This is a genomic window from Micromonospora sp. WMMD737 (genome assembly GCF_049179055.1).
In the GTDB taxonomy this organism is placed as follows: Bacteria; Actinomycetota; Actinomycetes; order Mycobacteriales; family Micromonosporaceae; genus Micromonospora; species Micromonospora reichwaldensis.
The window spans coordinates 4750083-4764137 of sequence record NZ_JBMHMH010000001.1 but is presented as its reverse complement, the minus strand read 5'-3'; the positions used below and the strand labels follow the sequence as shown (position 1 = coordinate 4764137).

Below are 14055 nucleotides of genomic sequence, written 5' to 3'. Positions count from 1 at the left end.
GTTCGATCGCGGGTGCTGACGGGGTAAGAAGGTGCGGAGGAACAACCGCTCACCGGAAGGACCCCCCCGATGACCCTGGAACGACCGATCGCCCCGGACCCGTACGAGCTGCTGCCGACCGTTGCGTCGTTCACGCTGACCAGTGACGACGTGCAGAACGGCGAGCCGATGGACGCCGCGTACGCCCACGGCAGCGTCGGGGGCGACAACGTCTCGCCGCAGCTCGCCTGGTCCGGCTTCCCGGCCGAGACCAAGGGCTTCGTGGTGACCTGCCTCGACCCGGACGCGCCGACGGGCAGCGGCTTCTGGCACTGGGTCCTGGTCAACCTGCCGGCCGACGTGACGCGGCTGCCGCGCGGCGCGGCCGGCGACGACCTCGGCGGCGCCTTCACGGTCCGCAACGACTACGGCGACCGGGGCTACGGCGGCGCCGCCCCACCGGCCGGCGACCGGCCGCACCGCTACGTGTTCGCGGTGCACGCCCTGGACGTGGAGCGCCTCGACGTCACCCCCGACGCGACCCCCGCCGTGGTCGGCTTCAACCTGGCCTTCCACACCCTGGCCCGCGCCGTGATCCGTCCCACCTACCAGGTCAAGGAGTAACCCGGACCGGGTCCGGCCTCAGGAGGGGACCCGGGCCACCGCGAAGACCGACTGGCCGAACGGGGGGAGGACGCGCTGTTCCGCCGCCTTGGTGGCGGGGAGCACGAAGGTGTCGTAGACCTTGACCATCGGGCCCTCCTTCGGCATCAGCCGGAAGACCTTGGTCGCCATGAAGTAGCCGATCAGGCCGAGCGCGTTCGCGTAGTGGATCTTCTCCACCGTCAGGCCGGCGTCGGTCATCGCGGCGGCCAGGGTCTTCTTCGTGTAGCGCCGCACGTGGCCGGTGGCGATGTCCGCCGGGCTCATCGCGAACTGGAAGGCGGGCACGATGATGATGACGTTGCCGCCCGGCCGGACCAGGTCGCGCATGCTGCGCAGCGCGCCCACGTGGTCCTCGATGTGCTCCAGCACGTTGTACGACACGGCGGCGCTGTAGTCGCCCCGGTCGGGGTGCGGCAGCAGCATCTGCCGGACCTCGATGTGGGGCTGGTCGGCCAGCCGCTCCTTCAGCAGGATCAGCCGGTCCGGGTCGGCCTCGGTGGCGGTGAAGCGCGGCAGGTGCTCCGCCCACTCCAGCGCGTAGTCGCCGAGCCCGCTGCCGATCTCGATCGGGTTGTCACCGAGGTACGGCAGGGCCAGCTCGACGAACCAGCGACGGTGGTTGACCGCCGTCGCGAGACCCTCCAGGACCTCGGACTGCACGCGCTGATCCCCAGTGATTTCTGCCATGCGTCGATTCCTCACGATATGAACTCGACCCGCGCCTGGACCGACAGAGTGAATCATCCGCACTGGCAACAGAGAAATCGGGGCACCCGTGGTGGCCGAAATGCGGTCGGGGGTGGGCACGTGATCGGCGGTCGGCGAACCCGGCACATGGTACGCCAGTACCCCGAAACATGTCACCTTGGCGTCATAGCCTGACTACTCTACGAATCGTCATGACTACTCCTGAATCGGGCCTCCCCGCTGGCGAGTCAGGGCCCGGGGCGTCGGTGGACGGGCCCGACCGGGGCGTACGGGCCTGGAAGGGGTGGTGGACGGACGCCGCCGCGGTGGCGAGTTTCGTCGTGCTGGGCTGCTGGGTGACCGCGCGGCTCTGGCTGCGCCCGTCGCACGGCATCCGGGACAACCGCACCGACCAGTCGCAGTTCGAGTGGATGATGGCGCACGGCGCGCGCGTGGTGACCGATTTTGTTGATCCATTCACCTCGGACCGGATGAACGTGCCGGAGACCGTCAATCTGATGGCAAATACGTCCGTATTATCCGTATCTCTGCCAATGACGCCCGTCACACTCCTGCTCGGCACCCGCGCGTCGTTTCTGCTCTTTCTCACCCTCGGCATGATCGCCACGGCGACGGCCTGGTACTTCCTGCTGTCCCGGGTGGTCGTCGGCGCCCGCGGGCCGGCCTGGCTCGGCGCCGCGTTCTGCGCGTACGCCCCGGCGATGGTCTCGCACGCCAACGCGCACCCCAACATCGTCTCGCAGTACGTGGTGCCCCTGATCGTCTGGCGCACCCTGCGGCTCGCCGAGCCGGGGCGCTGGCTGCGCAACGGGCTGCTGCTCGCGGCGGTCATCGTGTGGCAGGCCTTCCTCAACCTCGAGGTGCTGCTGATGACCGCCATCGGGCTGGGCGTGGTGGTCGGGGCGCTCGCCCTCGGCCGGCCCGAGCTGCGCCGGCGGGCCCGGCCGTTCCTGGCGGGCCTGGCGGTGGCCGCCGCCGCGGCGCTGGTGGTGCTCGCGTACCCGCTCCACGTGCAGTTCTTCGGCCCGGGGGCGTACCACGGGCTGTCCTGGCTGATCCGGGGCTACTCGACGGACCTCGCGTCGTTCGTGGCGTACTCGCGGGAGTCCCTGGCCGGCGACGCCCGCAGCGCGCAGGGGCTGGCGAAGAACCCCACCGAGGAGAACGCCTTCTTCGGCTGGCCACTGGTGGTGCTCGTCGTCGCCCTGGTCTGGTGGCTGCGCCGGCACGTCGTGGTACGCGGCCTCGCCGTCCTCGCGCTCCTCTTCGGCCTGCTCTCCCTCGGGCGGGAGGTGCAACTGAACGGCAGGGGGACCGGGATACCCGGCCCGTGGGCGGCGCTGGAGAACCTGCCCCTCCTGCACTCGGTGGTGCCGACCCGGTGGGCGCTGGCGATCACCCCGATCGTCGGGGTGCTGCTCGCCTACGGGGCGGACCACGCGCGTGCCCTGGCCGCCCGGCACCCCCGGGCACGCCCGCAGATCCGCTTCGCCACCGCCACGGTGCTGGTCATGGCGCTGCTGCCGATCCTGCCGACCCCGCTGCCCACCACCCGGCTCGATCCCGTGCCCGCCTTCGTCACCTCGGGCGCCTGGCGGCCGTACGCGGACGGGGGGCGGAGCATCGTGACCCTCCCGCTGCCCGACACCCACTACGCCGATCCGCTGCGCTGGTCGGCGCGCACCGGCCTGGACATGCCCATCGCCCGCGGCTACTTCCTCGGCCCGGACACCCGCCCCGGTCGGGACCGGATCGCCCTGTTCTCCGCGCCGCCCCGCCCCACCAGCGAGTTCTTCGCCGAGATCCGGCGGACCGGCGCGGTGCCGCCGATCACCCCGCAGGCGCGGGTCGACGCGGTCGGGGACCTGCGGTACTGGCGGGCGGGCGCGGTCGTCCTCGGGCCGCATAGGCAGGCCGACGCGCTGCGCCGGGGCATGACCGAGCTGACCGGCGTCCGCCCCACGTACACCGGTGGGGTCTGGCTCTGGGACGTCCGTCCGCTCACCGACTGACGCCGGGCGGCCCGGAGGCCGCCGGTCAGGCCTGGCGGACGCAGCAGCCCTGGCAGATCTTGGGCTTGGGGAGGGTGAAGGCCAGGCAGCAGGTGCGCCGCTGCACGGTCGGCTCGCCGTTCGGGCCCGGGACCAGCTCCACCAGGTCGGCGAGGTCGAGCGCGCCGAGCAGCGTCTCGATCGTCTCGACCGACGAGCCGGGCAGGCCGTCGGCGGCCCGGAGGACGCCGTGGGCGATGCCCGAGGCCACCGACCCGAGCAGGGTGCGCGCGCCGATGCGGACCTCGGCCTGGATCGCGGCGACCATCGGGGCCAGGTGGGCGTCGAGCAGCGAGGCCCGGAGCACCCGGAGCAGTTCCGCCTCGTCCGCGACGACCCGCACCTCGGGCAGCCCGGCGAGCGCCAGCGGGTCGCTCGGCAGCACCGCGACCGTGGTCGAGCGGCGCAGGCCCATGGTGAGCAGCGGTCGGTGGTCCTCGAAGTGGATCAGCACGTCGGCCGGGTCGAGCAGCGGCACCCGTCGGGCCGAGGCCCAGCCGAGCGCCACGGGCAGCGCCGTCCAGTAGCTGTACGACTTCCAGGCCAGCGCGGCGCAGGCGTGCGGGGTGCCACCCCAGCGCGAGCTGGCCGAGCGCAGGAACTCCGGCAGGAGGGTGCCGTCGACCAGGGTGGTCGCCGGGCGCCAGCCGAACTCGTCGTGCACCAGCAGGCCGGGCGCGAGGCCGGGCACGTCGTCGGTGCCGAACATCGCGCGCATGGCGGCGGTGACCGGGGCCAGCGGCGCGGCGGCGGTGTGGCGCTCCGGCATCACCGCTGTCACTGGACTCACCCACCCCGTCGTCGCCGCCGGCGGGCACCCGCCCGTCGCTGAGCTAAGGCTAGCCTAACCACATCTCGCGAGATAAGGGAAGGCTCGCCTGCGTCGGATCCGGAGGGGCCGGTCACGTCGCCCGTGCGGCGCCCTACCCGGTCATCGGGGCGGAAAACGTCGCCTCAGTATCGACAGTCATCGCTATCTGTCAAGGCTCGTGTCGGCAAGGTGCCAGTTCCGTGTGCGCGTCGCCACAGAACGTGAAACTGATACTCCCGGCCACGAGGAAGCTGATGACCTCACCGCTCGATCGGGCTGCCGACTCCTTCGCCGCCGAGATCGCCCGGCACCGCACGGGGCGGGGGCTGTCCAAGAAGCAGCTCGCCACCCTGATGGGCTTCGACCCGTCGTACGTCAGCCACGTCGAGGGGCGCCGGCACCGCCCCACCGAGGACTTCGCGCGCCGCGCCGAGGCCGTACTGGAGGCCGGCGGCGCGATCTGGCAGCGCTTCAAGGAGTACGACGAGCTGCGGCACGCCCGGGCCGAGCGGGCACACCGGGACCCACCCGTACCCGGGCAGTGGATGCCGCCCGGCACCGGACTGATCGTCGAGCGGGAACTCGCCACCCTCACCCACCTCGGCGACGCCTACCGCTGCGTCATCCGGCGCGAGCTGTACAACGCCGGCACCGAGCCGGTCACCCGCTACCTGGTGCGGATAGCCGTCGACCGCTACCCCAACGACCCGGGGCGCTCCAACCTGCACCACCGCGAACACCCGCTGACCTTCGCCGAGCTGCGGCTGCGGGCGTACCGGGAGGACGGGGACGAGCGGGAGGCGATGCACTGGCGGGCCAAGCACGACCGCGACGCCTTCAAGGAGCTGTGGCTGCTCTTCGAGAACGCCGACCGGCGCTTCCCCCTCTACCCCGGGGACCGGGCCACCATCGAGTACGCGTACTGCGTCGGGCACGACAAGTGGGGCCCCTGGTTTCAGCGGGCGGTCCGGCTGCCCACCCGGCAGATGGCCGTACGCCTGGACCTCCCGGCCTCAGTCGACCCGCAGGTGTGGGGCGCGGAGACCTCGCTCTCGGCGGAGGAGGGCCCGCTGCGCACGCCCGTGACCAGACGCGAGGACGCCGACCGGGTGATCTTCGACTGGGCGACCGAGGACCCGCCGCTCAACGCGCGGTACCGGTTGCAGTGGCGGTTCCGCGGCCGGCCCGACGCCGAGCCCGAGGAGGCCGGGCGGATCCGGCCCAGCGACCGGATGCGCGGCATCGGCATCGTGCAGCGCGGCGCCGACCTGCTCCGCCAACCGGCCCGCCCGTTCGACCTGCCCCGCGAGGAACGGGAGGCCCGGGACGTCGCCGACCGCCTCGCGGCGACCCTGGTCCGCCTCGACGAGCTGCACCCGTTCCGCAAGGGGGTGGGCATCGCCGCCCCGCAGCTCGGCCTCGGCCGGGCGGTGGCGGTGGTCCGGCCCCCCGACCGGTCGGCAGATCCCGTCGTGCTGCTCAACCCCCGCGTCGTCGACGCCTCTCCCGACAGCGACGAGCAGTACGAGGGGTGCCTCTCCTTCTTCGACCACCGTGGCCTGGTGCCCCGGCCGCTCCGGCTCGACGTGGAGCACGCCCAGTACGACGGCAGCCGGATCATCACCTCGTTCGAGTTCGGCATGGCCCGGCTCGTCGCCCACGAGATCGACCACCTGGAGGGGCGGCTCTACGTCGACCGGATGGCGCCCGGGGTGCCGCTGGTGCCGGTCGAGGAGTACCGCGAGACCGGCCGGCCCTGGCGTTACTGACCTGAGCGCATCCGCCCCCGGCGGCACGACCACGTCCGCCCGGGTGGGAAGGACGGCCGGGCGGACGTGGTCGTGCGGGGCGGTGCCGGTCCGCCCGCTTGGGGGACCGGGGCGCGTGCCCCAGGGGGCAGGAGCACGCGCCCCGGTATGGGGGGAGGAACGCTTCTAGAGGTTGCCGAAGGTGTCGTAGCGGGTGTTCTCCGGCGGGACGCCGTCCTCGGCGAGCACCCGGAGGGTGGCCCGGACCATGCGGGCGGAACCGGAGACGTAACAGTCGTGCGCCGTCCACGGGCCGTACCGGCCGACCACGTCGGGGACGTCACCCAACTCGCCGTCGAAGTCGGGATCCTCGCTGCACGCCGGAGTGACCGACAGCCACGGGTGCGCGGCCACCAACTCCTGGAGCCCGGCCAGGCCGTACAGGTCCGCCGCCGTACGGGCGCCGTAGAAGACGTGCACCCAGCGGGTCCGGTTGTAGCTGGCCAACTCCTCCACCAGCGCCTTGATCGGAGCCAGGCCGACGCCGCCCGCCACGCAGAGGATGTCCCGCTCCGAGGAGCGGTCCAGGGTCATCGAACCCATCGGCGCCGCCACCCGGAGCAGGTCGCCGGGCTTGACCCGGCGGACCAGCGCCCCGGACACCCAGCCGGCGCCCTCCGGCGTACGGACGTGGAACTCCAGCAGGTTGTCGTCGTTCGGGGCGTTCGCCACCGAGTAGGTGCGCCACACCCGGGGAAGGTGGCGGGGCACCTCCACGCTGACGTACTGGCCGGCCCGCCACGACAGCGGATGCTGCAACGCCCGGCAGGTCAGCACCGCCGTGTCCCTGCCGTACCGCTCGTGGGTCAGCACCTCCGCGTGCCAGAACGGCGGGTTGTCGTCGGCCGCCGCCCCGGCCAGCATCTTCTCCGTGATCGCCGCGTACGCGTCCCGCCACGCCTGGTCGTACTCCAGGTTCCAGCCGTCGCCGGCGACGCTGCGCAGCGCGTCCAGCAACGCGACGCCCATGGTCTCGTAGTGCGCCGCCTCGACGTGGTACTTGCGGTGGTCCCGCCCCAGCGAACGCAGGTACTCGTCGAAGCTCTCCGGGTCGCCGACCGTCTGGGCGGCGGTGACGATCGCCTCCAGGATCCGGTCGCCCTGCCCGGTCATCTCCACCGGGAAGAGCTTGCGCAGCTCGGGGTCGAGCAGGAAGAGCCGGGCGTAGAAGTGACCGCTCAGCCGCTCCCGGTGCTCCTCGACCAGGGTCCAGCTCTCCTTCAGCAGCCTTGCGAAGTCGTCCACGGGGCGCGCTCCTTCTCCTGACGGCGGATCGGGCACCCATAGAATGTCCACGGAGCGTGCCGACCGGTCGCACAGAATGTGCGATCGGCTCGTGAGGCTCGTTCGGGCGGTGCCGCCGGCCCTGTGACGTCGGCCGGTGCCGCCGGCCCTGTGACGTCGGCCCTCGGCGTCGGGCAGAGTGGTGCGGTGACCGTTGAGCTGCAACGCCCGGCGACCCGCCGGATGCTCGGCACCGAGACGCTGCTCGTGCTCGGCCTCTCGCTCGGCCAGTCCGCCGTCTACGCGACGGTGTCGATCGTGGCGAAGCTGACCGCCGACGGGCCGCTGTCGAAGCAGACCGCCGCGCTCAACACGTCGGTGTCACCCCGGCCGTGGCTGGACCTGACGTACCAGCTGCTCGGGATCGTCTTCGCGCTGCTGCCGGTGCTGCTCGCCGTACACCTGCTGGCGCGGGACCCCGGCGATCCGGCACGGACGCTCGGCCTGGACGCCCGGCGGCCCGGTCAGGACCTGGCCCGCGGCACCGGCCTGGCCGCGCTGATCGGCCTGCCCGGCCTGGCGCTGTTTTGGGCGGCGGCCCAGCTCGGCGTCAACGCCACACTGGTGCCGGCCGCGCTGCCCGACCTCTGGTGGACGGTGCCGGTGCTGATCCTCGCCGCCGTGCAGAACTCGGTGCTGGAGGAGGTGATCGTCGTCGGCTACCTGACGACCCGGCTGCGCCAGCTCCAGTGGCGGGTCGGCGCGATCGTGGCGACGAGCGCCCTGCTGCGCGGCTCGTACCACCTCTACCAGGGCTTCGGCGCCTTCCTCGGCAACGTGGTGATGGGCGTCGTGTTCAGCCTCTTCTACCTGCGCACCCGCCGGGTCATGCCGCTGGTCGTCGCGCACACGCTGCTCGACATCGTCGCCTTCCTCGGCTACGCCCTGCTGCCGAAGGAGTGGTTCGACTGGCTCTGACCCCCGCCAGCCGCCGTCGGGTGCCGCCCCGGCGGATCTTGGTAGGAAAGTGCCCCTCCGGGGGCCACTTCTCGCCAAGATCTACCTGCGGCCCGCGCGCCGCGCTCCGCTCAGCCGAGCGCCGGCCGCCGGCGATCAGCGGGGCGTGGGTCGCCGGTAGGCGGTGATCGCGCGGGCGGCGAGCCGCTCGGCCGCCGCCGCGTCCCCGGCCGCGGCCACGAGCACCGCCGCGCCGGGCAGCAGCCGGGACGCCACCCGCAGCGCCAGCCAGCCGCCCGCCTGGGCGGCCAACGGTGCCGCCAGCCGCCACGCCGCCTCCGCCGCCCGGGGCCAGCCCGCCTCGTCGGGCGCGTCCGCCGCCCGGGCCGCCGCCAACGCCGCCCGCGCGCTCTCCGCGTCCGGGTGCACGCGGGTCAGCACCAGTAGATCCACCGCCCGGTCCGGATGCGCCGGATCCCGGCCGTACGCCGCCGCCAGGTGCAGCACCAGGTTGGCCTGCGCCCACAGCACCGCCGCCAGCTCGGCCACCGGCGCGAAGAGCCCCGCCAGCGCGGCGGTCGCCCCGCCCACCCCGGCCTGCCGGACGAACCGCCGGGTCGCCAGCCGCGCCAAGCCGTCCGCTCCCGCATCGGGGTACGCGTCGCGCAGCCGCTGCGCCCAGTCGCGGGCCCGCGGCCCGAACCCCTCGACGGCGGCCAGGGCCAGCAGTTCCGGCGCGAACGCGGGATGCTCCACCACCCGCGCGGCGGCCAGCCGAAGGACCGTCTCCGGCGTACGCCCCGGCGAGGTCTCCGCCGCCCCGTCGCCGGCGTGCCGCTCGACCACCTGCGGGGGCGCGGCCGCCGGGGCCTGGACCGGGGCCTCGGCAGCGACCGTCGCCGGGGTGAGCGTCGCCGGGACGGCCTTCTTCGCGGGCGTCGCCTTCCGGGCAGGCCCGGTCCTCGCGGCCGGTGCGGCCTTCGTCGCGGGCGTCGCCTTCTTCGCGGGCATGGTCTTTCGGGCGGCTGTGGTCTTCCGAGCGGGTGCGCCCTTCGTCGCCGCCCGGACCGCCGCGCCTTCCGCCGTCCCCGGCTCTGCGGCCTCCGCCGCCGTCGTGGCCGGCTCTGCGGCCTCCTTCGCCGCCGTCCCCGGTACTGCGGCCTCATCCGCCGCCGCTCCCGGCTCGGCGGCCTCCGCCAGCGTCGTCGCGTCGGCCTGGTCTGCCGCCTTCCTTGCTGTGGGCGGTCGCGTTGGCGCGGCCTTCTTCGCGACCGCCTTCTTGCCGGGCGCCTTGCGGGTGGGGGCGGCGTTACCGCCAGAGGTCTGCGTGCCGGAGCCGGGCGGGCCCGCAGGGGTGGCGGATGCCGGCTGATCGCCGGCAGCGGTGTGCGCGTCGCCGGTGTGCGCGACGTCACTCCCGCCGGTCTCGTCCGCCTGGCCGGGCCGCTTCCGTGGTGCCTGTTCGGCCGTGCGGCCGGCTTGGCCGGGCGGCTCTTGTGGCGTCCGTTCGGCCGTGCGGTTGGCCTGGTCAGGCTGCTCTTGTGGCGCCTGTTCGGCCGTGCGGTCGGTCTGGTCGGGCTGCTCTCGAGCTGCCTGTTCGGCCGTGCGGTTGGCCTGGCGGGGCAGCGGCGGATCGGCCGACGGCGGTTGGAAGAGCACCGCAGGCGCCGGCTTCGCCCGCCGGGGGCGCTTCCCGGAATCCTCCGGCCCGGCCGGCTCCGGCGGCGCGGGGGGCGGACTGAAGGTCGCCTTCGGGGAGCGTCGGCGCGCTCCCTCAGCAGGCTCTCGGCGGGTCGGCTCGCGCGGCGGCTGCTCCTGCATATCGATGGAGCGTAGTCCTGATCACGCCCGTGCACAGCAGGGAAAGCCGAGGCCGGGGGGAGTCCCGGGCTGGTTCGGGACAGTCCGTTGCGCGGGCGGAGGGGCGGACCGGGGAAGTCGCTTTGCTCCTGATGGGTGAGGCCCTGTATCCTCGGGCGCGGTGGTCTGCAGGGCCACCAGGGAGACTTCGCCTAGTCTGGTCTATGGCGCCGCACTGCTAATGCGGTTGGGGTCTTAAAGCCCCTCCCGGGTTCGAATCCCGGAGTCTCCGCGCGAAAGCCGGGTGTGTAGACTGGCCAAGCACCGAGCGCCCGTAGCTCAACGGATAGAGCATCTGACTACGGATCAGAAGGTTAGGGGTTCGAGTCCCTTCGGGCGCACCACCTGAGCAGGGAATATAGCCGATCGGCTATATTCCCTGCCTTCGTATGGGTCATGTGTGGGTCACGGTTCTGACCCACGTTTAAGCAGCTCAGGGGCGCTTTGGTTCGCGGTTGCGTCGCTCGGGCCGCTCCTGGGCGGTCGAGCACCATCGGAGCACCACGTTCTTAATATGTGGGATGTCTGGTAGCGAAAATGGGAAGCCCATGAGGCGGGGCACATGTCTTCGCAGGTAGCGGCCTTAGCTCGGCATGCGCTGACGACACCCCTGCAGCCCGACCCATCTGATTACCCAACAGATGCTTGTTCGATGGGACAGCCTCGATCGAGGCCACCCGGCAGGGCGCCTACCGGCGTGAACACGAATGCTGGCGGTGTTCGAGGCGCCGACCGGATTGTCGGCCGGGCGTCTTGGAGCCCGTCGTGGCGGTGGTCTCCTCGCTGAGCTTGCCGGCGTCGATGACCAGGCGAGCGGCGGCTTCGGCCGTTTCTCGTCGCTCGCGTCGATCACGCTCTGCTGACCGGCGGCCGTCATCATGGGTTGCCACGCCCGGAGGATCCGGTGCCCGAGTGCGCTGGGCCCTCGGGCACCGGATCAGCTTCGCGTTTACATCAGCCGATGGTCTTCACGGCTGTGGTGCTCCACCGCTGGCGACCTGGTAGCGGCTGCCGAGGCTCACGTCGCTGCGGCCCGGATAGACCCAGGCGTGGGCCACTATGGGACGCTCGTCCGCGCCCTGGGGGTGCGTGGGCGGCGGCGACAACCAGTTGGGCGGTGGTGATGGTCGATTCCGGCCCATGCTGACGCCCGCTTGATTCATGGCGGAGGTGCTACCGCAGTGCGAGGAGCGTGTGACGGGTCCCATAAGTGTCATCCCTGAGATGATCCGTTCGAGCCGGACGCCGGCGTTCTCGCGGCCTTCGACCCGTGGGCGTTTAGTCGTTCGGCTAGTACGGCAGCCGCCGTTCGCGATCTGCGGTCGACCTGGTGTTTCTGGTGGTCTTTACGAGTTCGCTGCCTGGAGGATGGTGGTGAGACTGTCGATGGTTTGCTGCGCTTCGGCCTGGTCGGTCTCGGTCGTCCATCCTTGATGCCAGGGTCCGCCGGGACCGGCCACGAAGTGCAGCGCTTCGAGCGCGGACGTGGCAAGGTCGGGCACTGGCTCGGGCAGAATCACTGCGCTTGGTTCGTCGGACACTTGCGTAAGGCGGTGCTGTAGGTGCTCGCCGCCGGGAAGGGTAGTGGCCACGAGGGCTGCCGCCGCGACTACTTGGTCGGGGAAGTACTCCCGCCAGAGGAGGTCGCGGTTGGCTAGGACATAGCCGAGCATGTGCCGTACCACCTCGACGCGTTGTTGTGGTGATCGCTCGGCGAGTTCGTCAAGGAAGTCCAGTGCGCCGTCACTGCTGAACGGTCCGGTTCCAAAGGTGCCCACATCGCCCTCGCCTTGATAGACGGCCACCGCTGATCATCAACGGTTGTGGACCTAACTGAAGATCGTGCGGTGGCCGCGCGCCACAGCGTAGACCCTGACCGGTGGCAGCGGATTCTGGCCGGGGTACTCGACTCGTTCGCGGGCCGGTTCGGGCGGGTGGAGCCTCGTCGCACGGCGGCGGCGTTCGTGACGGGGCTGCTGTCCGATCTTGAGGTGAAGACGTGCTGGCAGTTGGCGGAGCAGGCTGGACACGCCCGGCCGGATGCGATGCAGCGGCTGCTATTCCGGGCGGTGTGGGACGCCGATGCTGTCCGTGACGACCTGCGGCAGTTGATCGCCGACCGGTTCGGTGACCTGGACGCGGTCCTGATCCCGGACGAAACCGGCGATCTGAAGAAGGGCGTACACACGGTTGGGGTGCAGCGGCAGTACACCGGCACCGCGGGGCGGATCGAGAACAGCCAGGTCGGGGTATTCCTCGCCTACGCCAGCGAGCGCGGCCACACCTTGATCGACCGGCGGGTCTACCTGCCGGTGTCGTGGACCGACGACCGCGATCGGTGTCGGGCCGCCGCAGTGCCCGACGACGTGGAGTTCGCCACCCGGTCCGAGCTGGCAGCCGACATGCTCACCGCGGCCCTGGACGCGGGGGTGCCAGCGGGGTGGGTCGCTGCGGACGAGGCCTACGGCAACAGCAGTGTCTTCCGCGCCCACCTGCGCGAACACGGGCTTGGCTACGTCCTCGCGGTGTCCCGCAGCCACCTGATCCCACTCGACGGCGGCAAGACCCGAGTCCGCGCTGACCAGGTCGCCGCCGACCTACCCGAATCGGCCTGGCAACGCCGCAGCGCCGGCGCCGGATCCAAGGGCCCACGCCTCTACGACTGGGCCTGGCTCGATGACGTGTGCACCGACGCAGACCCCGACAACGGCGGCCGACACAGCCTCCTGATCCGCCGCAACAGCACCACCAGCGAGTTGGCCTTCTACCGCTGCTGGGCCCCACGCCCAGCAACACTCGCCCAACTCGTCCGGGTCGCCGGCATCCGGTGGACCGTCGAAGAGAGCTTCCAGGCGGCCAAGAGCCAGGTCGGTCTGGACCAGCACCAGGTCCGCCGCTGGGACTCTTGGCACCGCTTCACCACCCTCGCCCTGGCAGCTCTCGCCGTCCTGGCGATCTGCGCCGCCGACGCCGCGGCCCACGAGACTGACGCCCGCACCGACACCGGCTTGATCAGACTGACCGTCAACGAGATCCGCCGCCTGATCAACACCTGCATCATCCGCCCGATCAGCGACCTCACCCACCGTTTCCACTGGTCACAGTGGCGACGACGTCACCAAGCCCGAGCCCGACGATCCCACTACACACGCCGCCTCAACCTCGAACGACAACAGTGATCCCGAACGGCGGCTGCCGTACTAGGAGGTCGAAGGACGCGGCCTGCTCAAAAGCGTCGCCTTTGCTCAGTCGTTCAGCGAGAATTTCTTCCAGCCGTTGAGCGGTGGCGCTTTGCTCCGCGAGAAGATCTCGTACGACGGCGGCGAGACTTTCGTTGGTCATCTTGGCCGCACCGCCGGAGACGGGATTGTCGACGAGTTTTTCGAGGATGGTCAGCCATTGCCGGCTCAGCCGATCTACGTACTGTGCGCGCTTGACGTCCACGTCGTACTCGCAGTCGAGCTTGATCAACTGTTCCCAGTACGGCTTGACTGCCCGCTTCACGCCGTCGTCGAGTTCAACCCAGACGTACGGCTGGCAGGCTACTCGCACTCCGTTGCGCTCGTACCTCCACGGGCCGGACTCGGTGATGGCTCGCTGCAGTTCTACCTCGAGTTCTCTCGCACGATGCGCGACGACATTGCGGGCACGGGCGGCGGCGAGGCGTGTTAGCGCCCGGATGGCGTACGGCATGAAGTACTGCGCGGATCCGTTGAGGATCTCCCGCGGTATGCCTTCGGAGGACCAGACGAAGGTGGAGTGGACGCGGAATGTCAATACGTAACCGCGCGCCGGAACGATGATCGGTGCCTGTGCGTCTCGGCGTTCGGTCAGCCGGCCTGGGGGCGGTGGTGGCGGAGGCGGTGGTGGCATGGGGACGGGTTCGGGCCCGCGCAGCGCCGCGACGAGACGGTGCCAGAGCGTCAGCAGCCACGATCCGAACCGCCGCCAGGCAGCGGGAGAACTGGCCGTGTTGATGGTGTCGGTCATG

At 71.5% G+C, this 14055-nt stretch carries 12 protein-coding genes and 2 tRNA genes; 8 read left to right on the top strand and 6 right to left on the bottom strand.

Annotation, left to right across the window (positions count from 1 at the left end; genetic code table 11):
* Positions 1-69 precede the first annotated feature (69 nt).
* Complete coding sequence (locus ACN27A_RS20870) at positions 70-603, top strand: YbhB/YbcL family Raf kinase inhibitor-like protein (protein WP_421456021.1); 534 nt, start codon at positions 70-72, stop codon at positions 601-603.
* Positions 604-621: 18 nt separating this feature from the next.
* Here the strand turns inward: ACN27A_RS20870 and ACN27A_RS20865 are convergent, their stop codons facing one another.
* Complete coding sequence (locus ACN27A_RS20865; protein WP_421456018.1) at positions 622-1332, bottom strand: class I SAM-dependent methyltransferase; 711 nt, start codon at positions 1330-1332, stop codon at positions 622-624.
* 212 nt (positions 1333-1544) lie between these two features.
* On the opposite strand from ACN27A_RS20865, the gene ACN27A_RS20860 reads away from it, so the two are divergent.
* Positions 1545-3365 (top strand): hypothetical protein, encoded by a 1821-nt coding sequence (locus ACN27A_RS20860; protein ID WP_421456015.1) that lies wholly within the window; start codon positions 1545-1547, stop codon positions 3363-3365.
* A 25-nt stretch (positions 3366-3390) separates the two neighbouring features.
* On the opposite strand, the gene ACN27A_RS20855 is transcribed toward ACN27A_RS20860, so the two are convergent.
* On the bottom strand, positions 3391-4173 hold the full coding sequence (locus ACN27A_RS20855) for an IucA/IucC family C-terminal-domain containing protein (protein WP_421458548.1): 783 nt from the start codon (positions 4171-4173) through the stop codon (positions 3391-3393).
* 293 nt (positions 4174-4466) lie between these two features.
* Between ACN27A_RS20855 and ACN27A_RS20850 the strand changes: the two genes are divergently transcribed.
* Positions 4467-5984 carry a peptide deformylase gene (locus tag ACN27A_RS20850; RefSeq protein ID WP_421458547.1) on the top strand — a complete coding sequence of 506 codons (1518 nt, stop codon included), beginning with the start codon at positions 4467-4469 and terminating at the stop codon, positions 5982-5984.
* A 165-nt stretch (positions 5985-6149) separates the two neighbouring features.
* Here the strand turns inward: ACN27A_RS20850 and ACN27A_RS20845 are convergent, their stop codons facing one another.
* Positions 6150-7268 (bottom strand): globin domain-containing protein, encoded by a 1119-nt coding sequence (locus ACN27A_RS20845; RefSeq protein ID WP_132240628.1) that lies wholly within the window; start codon positions 7266-7268, stop codon positions 6150-6152.
* A 186-nt stretch (positions 7269-7454) separates the two neighbouring features.
* Here ACN27A_RS20845 and ACN27A_RS20840 point away from each other — a divergent pair, with 186 nt between their 5' ends.
* Positions 7455-8225, top strand: coding sequence for a CPBP family intramembrane glutamic endopeptidase (locus ACN27A_RS20840; protein ID WP_421456011.1), 771 nt, complete (start codon positions 7455-7457; stop codon positions 8223-8225).
* 135 nt (positions 8226-8360) lie between these two features.
* Here ACN27A_RS20840 and ACN27A_RS20835 read toward each other — a convergent pair whose 3' ends face one another.
* Positions 8361-9863, bottom strand: a complete 1503-nt coding sequence (locus tag ACN27A_RS20835) for a hypothetical protein (protein WP_421456008.1) — start codon at positions 9861-9863, stop codon at positions 8361-8363.
* 342 nt (positions 9864-10205) lie between these two features.
* Here ACN27A_RS20835 and ACN27A_RS20830 point away from each other — a divergent pair.
* The 3 genes from ACN27A_RS20830 to ACN27A_RS20820 all read left to right on the top strand — a co-directional run bounded on the left by ACN27A_RS20830 (position 10206) and on the right by ACN27A_RS20820 (position 10927).
* Positions 10206-10296: transfer RNA gene (locus ACN27A_RS20830), tRNA-Ser, on the top strand.
* Between the two features lie 36 nt (positions 10297-10332).
* Positions 10333-10408 (top strand) — tRNA-Arg (locus ACN27A_RS20825).
* 363 nt (positions 10409-10771) lie between these two features.
* Complete coding sequence (locus ACN27A_RS20820; RefSeq protein WP_421456007.1) at positions 10772-10927, top strand: hypothetical protein; 156 nt, start codon at positions 10772-10774, stop codon at positions 10925-10927.
* Positions 10928-11410: 483 nt separating this feature from the next.
* On the opposite strand, the gene ACN27A_RS20815 is transcribed toward ACN27A_RS20820, so the two are convergent.
* Entirely contained in the window at positions 11411-11869 is a 459-nt protein-coding gene (locus ACN27A_RS20815; protein WP_421456004.1) for a DUF4259 domain-containing protein, read from the bottom strand.
* Between the two features lie 42 nt (positions 11870-11911).
* Here ACN27A_RS20815 and ACN27A_RS20810 point away from each other — a divergent pair, with 42 nt between their 5' ends.
* The gene (locus ACN27A_RS20810; RefSeq protein ID WP_421456002.1) at positions 11912-13243 is read left to right on the top strand and encodes an IS701 family transposase; all 1332 of its coding nucleotides are present in this window, start codon (positions 11912-11914) and stop codon (positions 13241-13243) included.
* On the opposite strand, the gene ACN27A_RS20805 is transcribed toward ACN27A_RS20810, so the two are convergent.
* The gene (locus ACN27A_RS20805) at positions 13221-14054 is read right to left on the bottom strand and encodes a hypothetical protein (protein WP_421455999.1); all 834 of its coding nucleotides are present in this window, start codon (positions 14052-14054) and stop codon (positions 13221-13223) included. The genes ACN27A_RS20810 and ACN27A_RS20805 overlap by 23 nt on opposite strands.
* Position 14055: the final 1 nt, after the last annotated feature.

Bases quoted from the DNA above. Each gene is read 5' to 3' on its own strand.
- ACN27A_RS20870 (WP_421456021.1), top strand. From the start codon at position 70: ATGACCCTGGAACGACCGATCGCCCCGGACCCGTACGAGCTGCTGCCG.
- ACN27A_RS20865 (WP_421456018.1), bottom strand. From the start codon at position 1,332: ATGGCAGAAATCACTGGGGATCAGCGCGTGCAGTCCGAGGTCCTGGAG.
- ACN27A_RS20860 (WP_421456015.1), top strand. From the start codon at position 1,545: ATGACTACTCCTGAATCGGGCCTCCCCGCTGGCGAGTCAGGGCCCGGG.
- ACN27A_RS20855 (WP_421458548.1), bottom strand. From the start codon at position 4,173: ATGCCGGAGCGCCACACCGCCGCCGCGCCGCTGGCCCCGGTCACCGCC.
- ACN27A_RS20820 (WP_421456007.1), top strand. From the start codon at position 10,772: ATGCTGGCGGTGTTCGAGGCGCCGACCGGATTGTCGGCCGGGCGTCTT.
- ACN27A_RS20805 (WP_421455999.1), bottom strand. From the start codon at position 14,054: ATGACCGACACCATCAACACGGCCAGTTCTCCCGCTGCCTGGCGGCGG.